Below are 15,366 nucleotides of genomic sequence, written 5' to 3'. Positions count from 1 at the left end.
GGGCGGCGCCTTGCACGACGCGATCAACAACAATAGGGGAAGCAGAGAGCGGGCTGTCGGCACGTTTCCCCCTTTTCGCGCAACTTAGCGTTACACTTGCGGAACCACCGCGAGCGGCGGAGGTTCCAAAGCATGATGGATTTGCTCGACCGCCTCCTTGTCGCTTCGCTGGCAGCGATTCCCCTGGCTGGTTGCGGCCCGATCAACCGCACGGCGGCAGATCGCCTTGCCGCCACCGGCGAATTGGTTGCGCTGAGCGGCGGCGATGCCGGTGCGGCCAGCGCCTGCATCGCCTGCCATGGGATAGACGGCCGCGGCAACGGCTCAGGTACGCCGCGGCTCGCGGGGCTCGATCGCGGTTATCAGGAGGCGCAGCTTCAGGCCTATGCCGATGGACGTCGCGAGCATCCCGAGATGCAGCGGATCGCCAAGCATCTTCAGCCTACGCAGCGCCAGGCTGTTTCCGCGCATTACGCATCGCTTCCCTTCGCGGCCAAAGCGCAGGGGATGCCGGGAAATAGTCCAGCGGCGCGCCTCTACCAGCGGGGCGATCCGAAGCGCGGGCTCGCGGCCTGCGCGTCGTGTCACGGCGTTCGGGGCGAGGGGCTAGGCCCGGCCAACCCGCCGCTGGCGGGCCAGTCGGCGGCCTATATCGCCGAGCAGTTCGAGCGTTGGCGGCACAGCGCGCGGCGCAACGATCCGCAGAACGTGATGTTACGCATCAGCCAGCAGCTTTCTCGTTTGGAATCCGCGGCTCTCGCGGCCTATGCTGCGGCGCTGCCCGGGGATCCTCGGCGTCCGGGATCTCAGGAAGCATCCCGCGAAGAACATCGTGACGGTCCCAGAAATGATGTTTCAACGCAGCTCCCACGTGGAGTGGAATGACGATCAGCAGCGTGATCACCAACCAAAAGTGAATGGTTTCGGCGGCCTGCATGATCCGCCAGCTTTGCTCCAGCGATAACTGGTCGAACGGGAGCTGGGGCCAGGGAACCACCCCTGCGAGATAGAGCGGCCCCGGCTCAGCGGTCGCCGACCACATCGCCCAGCCGGTGAGCGGCAGTCCGAAGAAAGCGATGTAGAACACGTAATGGATCGCATAGGCGAACTGGCTCTGCCAGCCCTGCGTATCCGCGTCGTTCATGGGCCCAGGGATCAGCAGCCGCCAGGCGAAGCGAGCGAGCGCCAGCAGTAGGATCGGCAGGCCAACGGCGCTGTGCACTTGATAGGCGTAAAGCTTGTCGCCACCGGCGGGAATCCAGCTCGTATAATAGCCCCAACCGAGCTGGAACAGAACGAGGAACGCCATGATCCAGTGGAAGGCAACGCCTACCGGCGAATAGCGGCTGCGCTCGGTGTGGCGGCGCGCCCACTCGCGAAGTGCGCGGATCATGCCGCGGCCTGCTCGCGCGCGAACCAGCGGGACAGCAGCAGCAGCGCTGCGGCAAGATACACTGCCGCGCCGGGCGCCCACATGATTAGCCCAGCCAGTTGCTGATCGTCGAGCGGGGTCAATCCCCAGGCAACGGTGCTCAGGAAGTGGGGCACATAGAGCGGGGTTGGCGCGAAGGTGATCAGCGCCCCGAGCAATCCCATCTGTACCATCGTTCCGAGCAATGCGGCGATCGCACCTGGAAGCGGCTCGGCGCGGATCGCATTCCACAGCGCGAATGCGCTCCCGAGCAAGCTGATCTGCATGAGCCAATAAGCGGCGTCGCTCGACAGCGCCCAGCTATAGACCGGCGGCGCGTGCCAGCCCCAGAACACCACCGCGTGGAGCGCTGCCCAGAGAGCGACGCCGCCGTGCACCCTGGTCGGCAAGGCTGCGACGAGCAGCGGTGCCACCAGCGCAGTGAGCAGGACGTGATGCGTAACGCGTACGGCGAATAGCGCAGAAGAGAATGCGCAAAAAGGCGAAACAAAGAGCAGAGCGAACAGCGCCATCGCGGCGGCGAACCATCGGCAGCGGGCTGCATCTGCACCGCTCCAGCGCACGAACGCGCCTGCGCTGATCGCCAGCGCGAGTAACAGCACAGGATCCAGGTTCCAGCGCGCCCACAATTCCGCCGGGAAAGGCGCTGCGCCGCAATAGGGTAACCAGATCGCATCGCCCATCTCTATTGCCCTGCCAAAATACTTAATCATTTCGGAACCGTTCGGGATCGAGTCGGTTCCCTTTGGAGGAAAGGGATGCGGCGCATGCATGATGAGACCATCACTCGAGCCCGTGGATATTCGATACCGCTTCTTATTGTGGGCGGACTGTTAGCATTGATCGGCGCCGTACTTGTCGTCGGCGGCGTGTGGCTCGCGGCGATTGGCGGATCGCTCTATTATTTTCTTGCCGGCGTTGGCCTTGTCGGCTCAGGCGCATTGCTCGCGCGCGGCAGGTCGCTCGGTGCCTGGATCTATGTCACGATCTGGGTGCTGACGGTCATCTGGGCGCTCTGGGAAGCCGGGCTCAACGGATGGGCGCTCATCCCGCGCGTGGTTGGACCCAGCGTACTGCTCGTGCTCGTGCTGCTTGTCCTGCCGATTCTCCGTGGATGGCGTTGGCGCACCGCGCTGAGCGCAGCTGCCGGCGTTATCCTGTTGCTCGTGATCAGCGGCTTTGCGATTTCGCGGATCAACGAGCCGAACATCGGCGCGCTGCCCAGAGTCAACGCCTCGACGGTTGCGGACCCCTCGCTGTTGACCCCGGGCACGGACTGGCCCGCTTATGGCGGAAGCTACGCGGCACAGCGCTATTCATCGCTTAACCAGATCACGTCGGCTAATGTGTCCGGGTTAAAACGTGCATGGCTCTACAACACCGGGGACATGCCGAAGGGTAATTCCAAAGACAGCAAATACGGCGCCGAAACTACCCCGCTCAAGGTTGGCGACACCTTGTACCTTTGTTCGGCGATGAATATCATAATCGCGCTTGACCCGGCGACCGGCAAGCAGCGCTGGCGCTTTGATCCGCAGGTTTCGGACAAATGGATCCCCTATACCGCTGCCTGCCGGGGCGTTGCCTATTACGCCACGCCCGGTGCCGCCGCCAATAGCGAATGCGCGGCGCGGATCATCGAAGGCACGCTCGACGGACGCCTTGTCGCAGTCGATGCCCGGACCGGTCGGCCCTGCTCGGGTTTCGGTGTCAGAGGCCAAGTCGATATCAAGCGCGGCATGGGCGAGGTTTATCCGGGCATGGTCTCGATGACCTCGCCGCCGACGATCGTGCAGGGCGTAATCGTCACCGGGCATCAGGTACTCGATGGCCAAAAGCTCAGTGCGCCTTCTGGCGTCCTCCAAGGCTTCGACGCTATCACCGGTGCCAAGCGCTGGGCGTGGGACATGGTTCACCCCGCATGGACCGGCGACCCTCCCGCTGGGCAGGAATATGCCCGCGGTACTCCCAATATGTGGACGATCGCCAGCGGTGACGAGGCGCTGGGCCTGGTATATATGCCGATGGGCAATTCCTCGGTTGATTACTGGAGCAGCAGTCGCGGCCCGGAGCAGAAAGCCTTCAGTACGTCTCTCGTCGCGATAGACGTCAACACAGGTCGTCCGCGGTGGAAATTCCAGACCGTACGCAACGACGTGTGGGACTATGATCTGGGCGCACAGGCGACGCTGGTGGATTTTCCCTCAGGTGGTGGTACGGTTCCGGCGCTGATCCTGCCCACCAAGCAGGGTGACATGTACATCCTCGATCGGCGCACCGGGCAGCCGCTCTTCCCAGTCCAGGACAGTCCGGCACCGCGCACCGGGGTTGAGCCCGAGCAGCGCAGCCCGACTCAGCCTTTTTCGAGCTATCACACGCTTGCCAAAGAGACGCTTACCGAGCGGGACATGTGGGGCATGTCGCCGATCGACCAGATGATTTGCCGCATCCAGTTCCGCAATGCGGAGTATCGCGGGATGTACACCCCGCCGACGACGGAACGCCGCTTCATCCAATACCCCGGATATAATGGTGGCACCGACTGGGGCGGCATCGCCGTCGACCCTGTTCGCGGCGTGATCGTCGCCAACTATAACGACATGCCCAATTATAACCGCCTGATCCCCCGCGAGCAGGCGAACGACAAAAAGGCGTTCCCCCGCGGTGATCCGCGCGGTGGCAGTATGGGTGGCGGCCATGGCTCGCTCGATCCGCAGGCCGGCGCGCCCTATGCGATCTCGGTCAACCCGGGCTGGCGTCTGCCGCTCACGGGGCTGCTTTGCAAACAGCCTCCTTATGGAGGCATTCGCGCGATCGACATGCGGACGGGCCGCACCATTTGGGATCGCCCGTTCGGCACAGCCCGCCAAAACGGGCCCAGGGGCATTCCGTCAATGCTCCCGGTGACGATCGGCACGCCGAACAATGGCGGCTCGGTCGTCACTGCAGGCGGCCTGCTATTCATTGCCGCAGCCACCGACGACCTCATTCGCGCGATCGATCTGCGCACCGGCAAAACAATCTGGCAGGATGTCCTCCCGGCGGGTGGCCAGGCTACGCCGATGACCTATGAAGTGAACGGCAAGCAGTATCTCGTTATCATGGCCGGCGGCCACCACTTCATGGAGACGCCGATCGGGGATGCGGTGATTGCCTACGCGCTTCCCGACTAGATGGAGGTCAGCGCTCCACTGAGCGGAATCCGCGCTTTGAGGGGCGTCAGAGCGATATGCCGCCACGCCGCCGCGTTGCTGATCGCCGCGGCGATGCCCTTCGCGGTGCCAGCGGCCGCGCAGGAGGTGGCGCCCGCCCCGGTCCCGGCCAAGGCGCCCTCGGCGGCTATTGCGGCGGAAACGGATCTTCGGTCCGATGAGAATATCCGCAGTCGCATCCGCAGCATCTTCCTTGAGATCGAGGGGCTGAGAGACGTCGAGGTTCGCGTCTCGGCGGGCGTGGTAACGCTGAACGGTGCCGTTCCCACCGCCGACGATATTGCAAGCGCAGCGGCTATTGCCGAGCGGGTCGCGGGGGTAGTGACGGTACAAAATGACGTCGAGCGCGACCTGAATATCGACAGCAACCTGACACCGGCACTGGGCAAGTTTGGCGACGACCTTCGGGGGCTGATGCGGGGCCTGCCGCTCATCGGGGCGGCGCTGGCCATCGCTCTGATCATCGGCGCATTTGGCTATTTGCTGGCGTCGTTCCAGTGGCTGTGGCGAAGGGTCGCGCCCAATCCCTTCCTTGCCGAATTACTTGCCACGCTGGCCCGCTTCATCTTCGTAACGCTGGGAATCGTAGCCGGGCTGCAAGTGCTTGGCGCAACCGCGCTGCTGGGCGCGGTACTGGGCGGTGCCGGGGTCATCGGCATCGCGATCGGTTTCGCCATCCGCGATACCGTTGACAATTACGTCTCAAGCCTGATGCTGAGCCTTCGCCAGCCGTTCCGCGCCAACGATCATGTCGTGATCGAGGGAAACGAGGGGCGGGTGGTTCGGCTGACCAGCCGCGCGACTATCCTGATGACGCTAGACGGCAATCACCTGCGCATTCCCAACTCAACCGTCTTCAAGGCAGTTATCCTGAACTACACCCGCAACCCTGAGCGGCGTTTCGACTTCTGCCTGGGAATCGATGGTGCGGACGACCCGGTAGACGGAATGAACGTCGGCTTGGATGCGATGCGCAAACTGCCTTTCGTGCTGTCCGCACCGCCCGCGACCGCGATCATCCGCGACGTTGGAGACTCGAATATCGTGCTGTGCTTTTTCGGCTGGCTCGATCAATCCCGCACTGATTTCCTCAAGGGACGCAGCCTCGCGCTTGATACGGCCAAGCGCGCGTTGGAAGGTGCCGGCTTCGCGCTGCCCGAGCCTATCTATCGGCTTCGCTTCGACGGGACGCCTTCCTGGCCAACGCACGCCCCGGAAACGGAGGCCGAGAAGACTCAGAAAAGCCCTCGCGTGCCGCGCTTGATCGACTTGGCCGAAGAGGATTCTAGCCCGGATATTCATGTCGCGAAACTGGTCGAGGATGAACGCGCACAAACCTCAGGCGGTGGAGATCTGCTTGATAAACGCCGCCCCATCGAATGAATAGCTGCCGGACTCCGGGTCGCAAGGCTTGCGTTCTTGGAACAATGCCGCGGGAGGCCCGTTGGCTAGAGACTATATTGTAGCGGTCGATAGAAGACCAAGTGTGAGAGCTCAGCGCGCCCTCTAACGCGATCGGCCATCCGACCCACACAGTATCCGGCTACACATAAGGATTGTTAGTGAAACCGACCCTGATTCGCTCCGCTGGCGCTCGCTTTATAGATGCAATGGACGTTCGAGAAACTAGCGAAAAAAGCGTTGATGCAAAATGTGTTGGCGGGATGCGATCGTCGCTGACGAACGCCATGCGATCCGACGGCGCGTCTTGACGCGCCTGGTTGGCCTCCGCTGGGCATCTGCGCTTGGCGGCGCATTGGCAATCTGTGCGATGTTGCCCGCCGCCATTGCCGTTGCTGCAGCCCCGCTGGTCCAAAAAACTTCAGCGCCTGGCGGGTCATCCCAATATTCATACTTATGGACTGAGGCATCCAAGGCTGCGCTGAGCACGGCCCTTGCGGATCGAGTAGGCCATGGGCTGGACCTTGTTCGATCATTCGAGATGGATGAGGCGGCATCGGACGAGGCATTCAGTGCAATGGCTCTTCGTTATGCACAGGCGCTGGCAAGTGGACTAGTTAATCCGACCGTGGTTCATGATCCTTTTACGCTCGGACGCGCAGAGCCAAATCTTGCTTCGGCGCTTGAGACCGCGCTTGCCACCGGTACGTTAGGGAAGTGGTTGGCCGAACTGCCCCCGCAAGATGCGGAGTATGCCAAGCTTTCTGCATCCTATCGCAATTTGCAAGCCATCGCTGGGGGTGAGGTGCTTGCAAAAATCCCAGACGGTGTCATCAACGTTGGGGATAGCGACACGCGGATACCTGCGATTGTCGATCGCTTGGTTGCAGGCGGCTATTTGATCGCTGCAGGCCATCGCAACTCCGTGATATACAGTCCCCCGATTGCTGATGCGATCAAGGCGATGCAACGGGATTACGGCATTACGGAAGACGGCGTGATCGGGCCGGATACTCTTGGCATCCTCAATATGAGCGTTGCGGACCACGCTCGCGCGATTGCGGTGGCGCTGGAACGGCGGCGCTGGCTCGACCGGTCGCCCCCCGCAACACGGATCGATGTCAATACTGCGGCGGCGGCGCTTTATTATTATCGCAACGGACAGCTTATCGATACGCGCAAGGTAATCGTGGGGAGCCCGGGAACGGAGACGCCGCCGCTGCAATCGCCGATCTATCGGCTGGTCGCCAATCCCACATGGACAGTGCCTAAATCTATCCAGAATGGCGAACTGGCTAATGTTGGCGTGAACTATTTAGAGCGCAACAATATGGAACTAAGGAACGGCTGGATCGTCCAGCGGTCCGGGCCGGACAATGCGCTGGGTCTGGTCAAATTCGACATGATGAATGCGCATGCGATCTATTTGCACGACACATCGTCGCCGGAGTTGTTTGATCGCAGTCAACGTTATCGCAGCCACGGTTGCGTTCGTGTCGAGGACGCCTTGGGCTTTGCGCAACTACTGGCGGATGACCAAGGGTTATCGTTGGAATGGCAGAACGCGCAGTCAGCCGGCGAGGAGCAGTTTGTGCCTCTCAAAACATATATTCCGGTTCGGCTGATATATTGGAATGTGTTTATCGAGGCAGGCGGCAAGTTGGCATTCCGTACCGACCCTTATGGATGGAACGAAGCGATCGCAAAGGAACTCGGCTTCGGGGACCGTGCGGTCGCCCCGCGTCGCTTCGAAAAAGCCGATATCAGTCCATGAGCCAGCTGGCAGATCCTGTGAAGGGGATGACCTCCCGCTGGCGCTGGGTGGTACGACTGCTCTTCCGCAAAATTTGGTTTCGTGCCGCTTTGTTTTCGCTGTCCTCTGTCGCGTTGGCGCTGCTTGCAGCGTTCGTAGCGCCCTATGTTCCGTACGACATCAGCACTAAGATCGGCTCGGACGCCGTCGATAATATCTTGGGCGTGCTTGCTTCGTCGATGCTGGCAGTGACCACCTTTTCTCTTACCGCGATGGTCTCGGCCTTCTCGGGCGCCAACAGCACGATCACCCCCCGCGCGACCCAGTTGCTGGTCGAAGATTCCACCGCACAAAATGCGCTATCGACCTTCATCGGCGCGTTCCTGTTCTCGATTGTCGGCATCTGCGCACTTTCGACCGGAATATACGGCAAGTCGGGGCGGGTCATCCTGTTCATCGGCACGATACTGGTGATCGCGATCATCGTGATCACGCTGCTTCGCTGGATCGGGCATCTGTCCAGCTTTGGACGGGTCGGCAGTACGATTGACCGCGTCGAAAAGGCGACAACGGGCGCGATTGATCGCTCCGGCTATTCGGTTAGTGTCGCACCCCAAAAGCCCATTGCGACGGTGGGCAGGCGCCCCGTGTTCGCGACCAAGATCGGCTACATTACGCATATAGACATACGCGCACTCGAGGAGGTTGCTGCCGGTCTCGACTGCGCGATCGACGTTCAGGCCATGCCGGGGGCCTTTGTGACAACAACTCGGCAAATTGCTTGGCTCGATCGCGGCGACATGGAGAGTGATGCAAAGATACGTGAAGCCTTCACCTTCGACCATCATCGACAGTTCGACCATGATCCGCGCCTTGGCCTTATCGTGCTTTCAGAGATTGCCAGCCGCGCATTGTCGCCTGCGGTCAACGATCCCGGAACGGCAATCGCGGTGTTGGGATCGGGCGTTCGGGTGGTGACGTCCATGCTGGATGAGGGAAGACCGGGGGGGGCGGGCTCTGAACGCATTAGCCTTCCTAAACTGAGCATCGGAGACCTTCTCGACGATCTATTCCGCCCGATTGCACGCGACGGCGCTGGGACAGTCGAAGTTGCCATCAAGCTTCAAAGGTCGTTGGCAGAGATCGCTGCGGTAGCGCCGCTCGCCCGGGGCTTGCTTGCGGTTCGCGCAGCAGATGCGTTGGCCCGCAGCGAATCGGCAATGACGTGCATCTCGGACCTGCAATCCGTGCGGGCGGTCTATCGCGAGCACTGGACCAGCGCCTTGGTGCCGGATCAGAGTGACCCCGCACCAAGCCGGAAGGTGTGATCGCAGTGGAGGCAGGCACCTTTTCTCCGATCCATATTTCGTGGGCTGAGGCTTTGCTGCGCATAAGCATGGCAATGCTGCTGCCGTTGCTTATTGGCATAGACCGCTTCTTACGTCGCAAGCCGATCGATTTCCGGCCATTTATGATCGTGGCGCTTGCTGCGTGCGCCCTCTCGCTGACCATCATGGAACTGGGCGCGCGTGCCTCGGGGCCCGATGTGGACCTTGGACTCAGTCGAGTCTTTTCGGGCGTCATCACCGGCATCGGCTTTCTGGGCGCTGGGGCGATGTTTCGCGAAGACAGTTACGTCAAGGGTGCAGGCTCGGCTGCGTCAATCTGGGCAGCGGGGGCAATCGGCCTTATCTGCGGAGTTGGGCTGTTATGGCTTGCTGGCCTGCTGGCTGGCGGGGTGTTGATCGTTCTGATCATCAGCGCGCCTTTTACAGGCAAATATGATGCTGACTAGGGCCGGGCGCGATTGAAAGGGTTGGCTGACCATGTTCTTCGACAGTCTCGACGGTTTGCTGCGGGTCATAACCGTCTCTCTTCTAGCCTACGGGGCGATGGTCCTGATCCTGCGAACCGCAGGAAAACGATCGCTTGCCAAGCTGAATGCATTCGATCTGGTGGTGACAGTTGCGCTAGGCTCTACCCTCGCCACGGTCCTGCTTAGCAAGGATGTGGCGCTGGCGGAGGGTATTCTTGCTTTTATCGTGCTCGCAGCATTGCAATGGCTCGTCTCCCAACTTTCCATACGCAGCGACCGGTTTCGTAAGCTCGTCCGTTCCGATCCCCGGCTTCTTTTCGAGAACGGGGAGTATCGACGCGATGCCATGGCGAAGGAACGTGTAACGGCCGCAGAGATCGACTCCGCTGTACGGAATGCTGGACATGGAAAGCTAGAGGCGATCGCCGCTGTAGTGCTGGAGACTGACGGTAGCTTGAGCGTGATAGCGGGAGGGCGGGAAGACACCCTGACAGCATTACGCTCGGTCAAGCGGTAGGCAAAAACTTAGCCAGGACGCCACTCGCTTAACATCTTGCCCTCGGGAGTCTCGAAGGCAACCCTGTCCAACTTGGCAGCGACCACGCAGACGGGACGCTGGTCAGGCCCTGCCGCTCGGCACCGGATAGCGCGATTGTTGGGATAGGAGGCAATACGCCCTTCCAAAACGAGACGATATCCCTGGGCAGGTGGCTTCAGCGGGACATCGCCTTCAGGGCGGACCGTAAACGTGTAAGCGCGGCCATTCCGTCGGCCAATGCGCGATCCACCAGCCTCGAAGATTGCCGCCAAGCCTACCGTCTGGGGCGCCGCGTCAGCTTTTGCGGTTTGCAACGGATCGCTGCGGACATTGGGACATGACTCCGAAGCCAGCCAAGGGCGCGGAATCCAAAACCCTTCCACGGCTTCCCAATCCGGAGCGTCCGCGCCTTCCGCGATCAGCGCCGACCTGGCCCAATCTCCAGGTACCATGCTCAACTCTATGGTCTTGCGTTCAGTGTCCCATGACCAATGCGCAAGACCCGAAGCATCTCTGGCATCGGTCGATGCAGGCGCCGGACCCGAGCACCCAAAGGCGAGCTTTACCGAGAAGGTCCGCCCGACCAGTGGATCTTTGCTTGCCTGATCGTCGCCCTCAGCATAGCGCGATGCTTCACGCCCGGCGGCGCTGATCAGATCGCCGCGCGAAAGTGTGGGATCCGGCGCGGGCAGAAGTAGCGGCGCAGGCATTGGCGGTGCTGCCGATTGCACATTCGCTGACGGCTCGGGCTGCTGCTGTTCGCAGCTTGCCAGGACCAGAGCAAGAGGCGCAGCACCGATGACTGCGCGCACCAGGCGAAGCTTTGGGGAGTTCGGCTTCCGACTGTACATGAGCCCACGATAGCAGCTTCCCTTCAAATTGGGAGGGTGCATCTTTGATACTTGACGGAGCGGCTCGACAAGGGTCTGCAGGTCTGCATGGAGTTTAATCAGATCGCGGCGCTGGTCGTCCTGGTCGCCGTGGTCGGCGTGTTGATCCATGGCAAGCTGCGATCCGATGTCGCGGCCCTTACCGCTGCGGCGGCGTTGCTGCTCCTCGGCGTTATCCGACCGGTGGAGGTGCAGGGCGCTTTTGCCAGCCCGGCGATCATTGCGCTCGCCAGCCTGTTCATAATCGCCTACGCGATTGAGTTGTCTGGGTTACTCGGTCTGCTCATCCGGCAAGCAACAAAACTATGCGCTCGGCTCGGGGCGCTTGGTGTTTGGTTGATGATGGCCGCATGCGGCGCAGCTTCGGCATTTCTCAACAATACGCCGATCGTGGTGCTCGCTGCCCCAGTGGTCAAGGACGTTGCTAATTCGCTGGGCATGTCGCCAAAGCGATTTCTCATACCGCTCAGCTACATCACGATTTTGGGCGGCGCCTGTACGCTGATTGGTACGTCCACCAACTTGCTCGTTAATGACATGGCGCGAAATGCGGGGCAGCCAGTGTTCGGCATATTCGAGATTACGCCCGTGGCGCTGGTAGTCGCTGCGGTGGGAGGACTCTATCTGTTCTTCCTGGGCGGGCCGCAACTGGCCAAAAGCCACGGCAGTTCCGAGACTGTTCGCGAACCGCACGAGCAGACGGGGGACGGCGCCATGGGCGATGTTGAACTGTTCGCAGTCGATCGCCCGTTTGAGCCGAAACGTGCGCTGATATCGATGCTCGTTTTCGTCTTGGTGATCGCCGGGGCGGCAACCGGCTTCGCACCAATCGCCGCAACCGCTTTCGCCGGCGCCATCACGTTAATCCTGTTGCGCGTGATCAGCGCAGAAGAAGCCTATGCTGGCCTGCGGCCCGAAGTGCTGCTGTTGATCGCAGGTATGGTTGTGGTCGGCCTCTCGATCGAGGTGACCGGGCTGGCAAAATCAGGCACGGAGTTGCTGATCGAATTTATTCGTCCTTTCGGACCCTTGGCGGCCCTGGCGGTTCTTTATGGTGTGACGTTGTTCGCCACCGAGTTTCTCTCAAATGCGGCCGTAGCTGTCCTGATCACGCCGGTGGCGGTGGCGCTGGCGGAGAGCTTGGGCGTCGAGCCGCGCCCCTTCCTCGTAGCAGTCATGATGGCCGCCAGCGCTGCGTTCGCGACCCCCTTCGGCTACCAGACCAATGTCCTCGTCTTCCAGCTGGGCAAGTATAAATATATGGATTTCGTGTGTGTCGGTGTGCCCCTGAACCTGCTCACCTGGGTTGCCGGAGTTGTCGCCATCCCTTATTTCTTCCCGTTCTAGCCGGTCGCCGTCGGCTTGGTAACGAACCGAGAATAGGGAGATGTCTCTCTTTTCGCCAATGGCATAATCCGGAACGTCGCGCAGCGCGAGGTCGACCCGAGGTTCCTATCCGTGCATTAGGGCAATGCGTCGATGTCGCTTAGGGGAAGTGCGCCATGATTCTGATGACGCTGGTGTTGTTGCCATTCGTCGCTGCGGTGCTGCTCGCGCTTTGCGCGCGCGCGTCGCGCGGCGTGCATATGGCGATTGCGATCGGCGCCAGCGGGCTTGGGCTGGCCTTGCTGCTGTTGGCGGCACCCAATGTGCTGGCGGGGACGCCGTTGGTAAATCGGCTTAGCTGGATACCGGCACTCGGTCTCGATTTTAGCCTGTGGCTCGACCCGCTCGGGCTTCTCTTCGCTGGGCTGATCGTCGGTATCGGTTTGCTCGTCGTGATCTACGCCCAGGGTTATCTCAGCAAGACTGAATCGACCGGCCGTTTCCTGTCCTTCCTGATGCTGTTCCAGGGCGCGATGATCGGCATCGCTTTGTCGAACAACCTGTTGCTACTGCTGATCTTCTGGGAGTTGACTAGCCTGTCGTCCTTCCTGCTGATTGGGTTCTGGAGCGATCGTGCAGACGCGCGACAGGGCGCGCGCATGGCGCTGACGGTGACCGGCGGCGGCGGACTTGCCCTCATTGCCGGGCTGCTGCTGCTGGGCCAGGCAGCAGGTTCGTACGAGCTGGCGACAATTCTCGAACGCGGCGCAGCGGTGCAGGCGTCGCCGCTCTATCCCGTGATTCTCCTATTGGTGTTGCTCGGAGCATTCACCAAATCAGCGCAGTTTCCGTTTCATTTCTGGCTCCCGCACGCGATGGCCGCGCCGACGCCAGTCAGCGCCTATCTGCATTCCGCGACGATGGTAAAGGCCGGAATCTTCCTGTTGGCGCGGCTGTGGCCGGTGCTGGCGGAAAGCGATTGGTGGTTCTACTTCGTCGCTTCGACAGGACTTGTGACAATGGTGTTCGGGGCCGGTGTCGCGCTTTTCCGCGACGATCTGAAGGCGATCCTTGCCTATTCGACGATCAGTCAGCTGGGGCTGATCGTAATGCTGCTTGGTTTCGGGACCGCAGCCGCGGCGGCGGCGGCAATCTTCCACATCCTCAATCACGCCGCTTTCAAGGCCGCCTTGTTCATGAACGCGGGCATCATCGATCATGAGACGGGAACGCGCGACATCAACCGACTGGGTGGCCTTGCCCGGTTGATGCCTATCACCGCAACATTTGGTACGATCGCTGTTGCCGCGATGGCGGGGCTACCGCCCCTGGGTGGATTCATCTCGAAGGAAATGATGCTGGAGGAGAGTACAAGCACTGTTTTTCTTGGCCAGGCATGGCTGGTGCCGGTGGTTGCGATGATCGGTGCGACGTTGTCGGTCGCCTATTCGCTGCGCTACGCTGCCGGGCTGTTCTTTGGTCCGCAACATACCGGAGACGTAGTCAGACCGCATGAACCAGGCGCAGCGATGCTCGGGCCGCCTCTTCTGCTTGTGCTACTGGCAGTCGTCTTCGGTGTCCTGCCGATGATCGTAGCCGGGCCTCTCGTCGCCGCCGCGACCGGCGCGGTAACCGGCGGCCCTCCTCCCGAGTTGGATCTCGCGCTATGGCACGGCGTCAACCTCGCGCTGGCAATGAGCCTTGGGGCGGTCGGTATAGGCGTTTTGCTTTTGTCGCGACAGGCACGCCGGGCGGCCAGTATTTCCCGTTACGGGATGCTGGATGCCAAACAGATGTTCGATACAACGATGGAATCGCTTGTCGGTGCAACCCGCCGCGCGTCGCTTGCCGTTCATGCAGGATCGCTCCAACGCTACCTCTTTGCCCTGTTCGCAGTGGTAATTGCGATGGGCATAGACGGCGTCTTGACGCCCGGCGGATTGCCTGCGGGAGCGCGTCCAACATTGCCGGCATCTCCGGCGGCGATCGTAGCCTGGTTCGCACTGGTGGCTGCAACGGTTGCAGTCGTCATCGCCCAGCGGCAGCGCTTTCGGGCGCTGGTGTTCATCAGCGTCATTGGCCTGGTAATGGCGTTGGCCTTTATCCATCTTTCCGCCCCCGACCTCGCGCTGACGCAGATCGCCGTCGAAGTTGTCACGATCCTGCTAATGCTCCTCGCCCTCCATTTGCTCCCCAAAACGCCACCCACGCTGTCAAGCCTGAGACGCCGCATTCGCGACGCTATGATTGGAACAGGGTTGGGGATCGGGACGGGCTGGGCCGCATGGACGATGATGACCCGCAACGCGCGAGATACGGTGTCATCTTATCATTGGGCGAACAGCTATTCGGGAGGCGGCGGCACCAATGTCGTCAACGTCATCCTGGTCGATTTCCGCGCGTTCGATACACTAGGGGAAATCATCGTGCTGGGGATCGCGGGCCTGGCCATCTTCGCGCTGCTCGAACCTGCTGCACGGGGCGTTGCTGGACGGCGGCTGCGTGGATGGCGCGAGGACATGCCGCATTCGCCCGAACGACATCCCATGATGTTCGTGATGGCGGCGCGATTACTGCTCCCGCTGGTGCTGCTCGTGGGAATATATATCTTCCTGCGCGGCCACAACCAACCGGGCGGCGGGTTCATCGCAGCACTGGTCTTTTCGATCGCGATCCTGCTGCAATATCTCGCTTCGGGCTTCGATTGGACTGACGAGCGGCGGCGCATCGGTGAACACCGGCTGATCGCAACCGGAGTGCTGATCGCGACCGCCACCGGCCTGGGCTCGCTCGCCTTCGGGGCGCCCCTGTTGACGAGCAGCTTTGGCTATTTCAACTTACCCCTCATAGGCGAGTTCGAACTGGCCACTGCGATGCTGTTCGACACCGGCGTCGCTTGTGTTGTGGTCGGCGCAGTGACGATGGCGCTTTCGCAACTCAGCCATGTCTCGCAACGCGCGGCGCGCAATGTCGATTTGATCGAGGTGGAGTCGTGAGC

The 15,366-nt window shown here is 61.3% G+C and carries 12 protein-coding genes and 1 pseudogene; 9 read left to right on the top strand and 4 right to left on the bottom strand.

Annotated features, from left to right (window positions below):
* Positions 1-90: 90 nt before the first annotated feature.
* Positions 91-300 (bottom strand): hypothetical protein, encoded by a 210-nt coding sequence (locus QMG56_RS14265; RefSeq protein ID WP_281822970.1) that lies wholly within the window; start codon positions 298-300, stop codon positions 91-93.
* Between QMG56_RS14265 and QMG56_RS23495 the strand changes: the two are divergent.
* A pseudogene (locus QMG56_RS23495) lies at positions 244-618 on the top strand (c-type cytochrome); the annotation flags it as partial. The gene QMG56_RS14265 and the pseudogene QMG56_RS23495 sit on opposite strands and share 57 nt — an antisense overlap.
* Before the next feature lie 103 nt (positions 619-721).
* Here QMG56_RS23495 and QMG56_RS14255 read toward each other — a convergent pair.
* Together QMG56_RS14255 and QMG56_RS14250 are read right to left on the bottom strand one after the other, a co-directional pair.
* Positions 722-1,393, bottom strand: a complete 672-nt coding sequence (locus QMG56_RS14255; RefSeq protein ID WP_281822968.1) for a cytochrome b — start codon at positions 1,391-1,393, stop codon at positions 722-724.
* A complete protein-coding gene (locus QMG56_RS14250; protein WP_281822967.1) occupies positions 1,390-2,145 on the bottom strand; it encodes a cytochrome c oxidase assembly protein in 756 nt (251 codons plus the stop codon). The genes QMG56_RS14255 and QMG56_RS14250 overlap by 4 nt, the downstream gene beginning before the upstream one ends.
* A gap of 54 nt (positions 2,146-2,199) precedes the next feature.
* On the opposite strand from QMG56_RS14250, the gene QMG56_RS14245 reads away from it, so the two are divergent.
* The 6 genes from QMG56_RS14245 (at position 2,200) to QMG56_RS14220 (ending at position 10,131) form a co-directional block, all read left to right on the top strand.
* The gene (locus QMG56_RS14245) at positions 2,200-4,605 is read left to right on the top strand and encodes a membrane-bound PQQ-dependent dehydrogenase, glucose/quinate/shikimate family (protein WP_281822966.1); all 2,406 of its coding nucleotides are present in this window, start codon (positions 2,200-2,202) and stop codon (positions 4,603-4,605) included.
* A gap of 36 nt (positions 4,606-4,641) precedes the next feature.
* Positions 4,642-6,027 (top strand): mechanosensitive ion channel domain-containing protein, encoded by a 1,386-nt coding sequence (locus QMG56_RS14240; protein WP_281822965.1) that lies wholly within the window; start codon positions 4,642-4,644, stop codon positions 6,025-6,027.
* 388 nt (positions 6,028-6,415) lie between these two features.
* Entirely contained in the window at positions 6,416-7,819 is a 1,404-nt protein-coding gene (locus QMG56_RS14235) for a L,D-transpeptidase family protein (protein WP_375713706.1), read from the top strand.
* Positions 7,816-9,126, top strand: a complete 1,311-nt coding sequence (locus QMG56_RS14230) for a DUF2254 domain-containing protein (protein WP_281822964.1) — start codon at positions 7,816-7,818, stop codon at positions 9,124-9,126. Before QMG56_RS14235 ends, QMG56_RS14230 begins: the two co-directional genes overlap by 4 nt.
* Before the next feature lie 68 nt (positions 9,127-9,194).
* Positions 9,195-9,593, top strand: a complete 399-nt coding sequence (locus QMG56_RS14225; RefSeq protein WP_281822963.1) for an MgtC/SapB family protein — start codon at positions 9,195-9,197, stop codon at positions 9,591-9,593.
* A gap of 31 nt (positions 9,594-9,624) precedes the next feature.
* Positions 9,625-10,131, top strand: a complete 507-nt coding sequence (locus QMG56_RS14220) for a DUF421 domain-containing protein (RefSeq protein WP_281822962.1) — start codon at positions 9,625-9,627, stop codon at positions 10,129-10,131.
* Between the two features lie 8 nt (positions 10,132-10,139).
* Here the strand turns inward: QMG56_RS14220 and QMG56_RS14215 are convergent, their stop codons facing one another.
* Positions 10,140-10,964 (bottom strand): hypothetical protein, encoded by an 825-nt coding sequence (locus QMG56_RS14215; RefSeq protein ID WP_281822961.1) that lies wholly within the window; start codon positions 10,962-10,964, stop codon positions 10,140-10,142.
* A 126-nt stretch (positions 10,965-11,090) separates the two neighbouring features.
* On the opposite strand from QMG56_RS14215, the gene QMG56_RS14210 reads away from it, so the two are divergent.
* On the top strand, positions 11,091-12,389 hold the full coding sequence (locus QMG56_RS14210; RefSeq protein ID WP_281822960.1) for an SLC13 family permease: 1,299 nt from the start codon (positions 11,091-11,093) through the stop codon (positions 12,387-12,389).
* Positions 12,390-12,544: 155 nt separating this feature from the next.
* Positions 12,545-15,364, top strand: a complete 2,820-nt coding sequence (locus QMG56_RS14205; RefSeq protein WP_281822959.1) for a monovalent cation/H+ antiporter subunit A — start codon at positions 12,545-12,547, stop codon at positions 15,362-15,364.
* The last annotated feature ends 2 nt before the right edge of the window (positions 15,365-15,366 follow it).

Source organism: Sphingobium sp. BS19 (genome assembly GCF_027925545.1).
In the GTDB taxonomy this organism is placed as follows: Bacteria; Pseudomonadota; Alphaproteobacteria; order Sphingomonadales; family Sphingomonadaceae; genus Sphingobium.
Note: the sequence above shows the minus strand (reverse complement) of the source record. Positions and strands in the feature narration are given on the sequence as shown.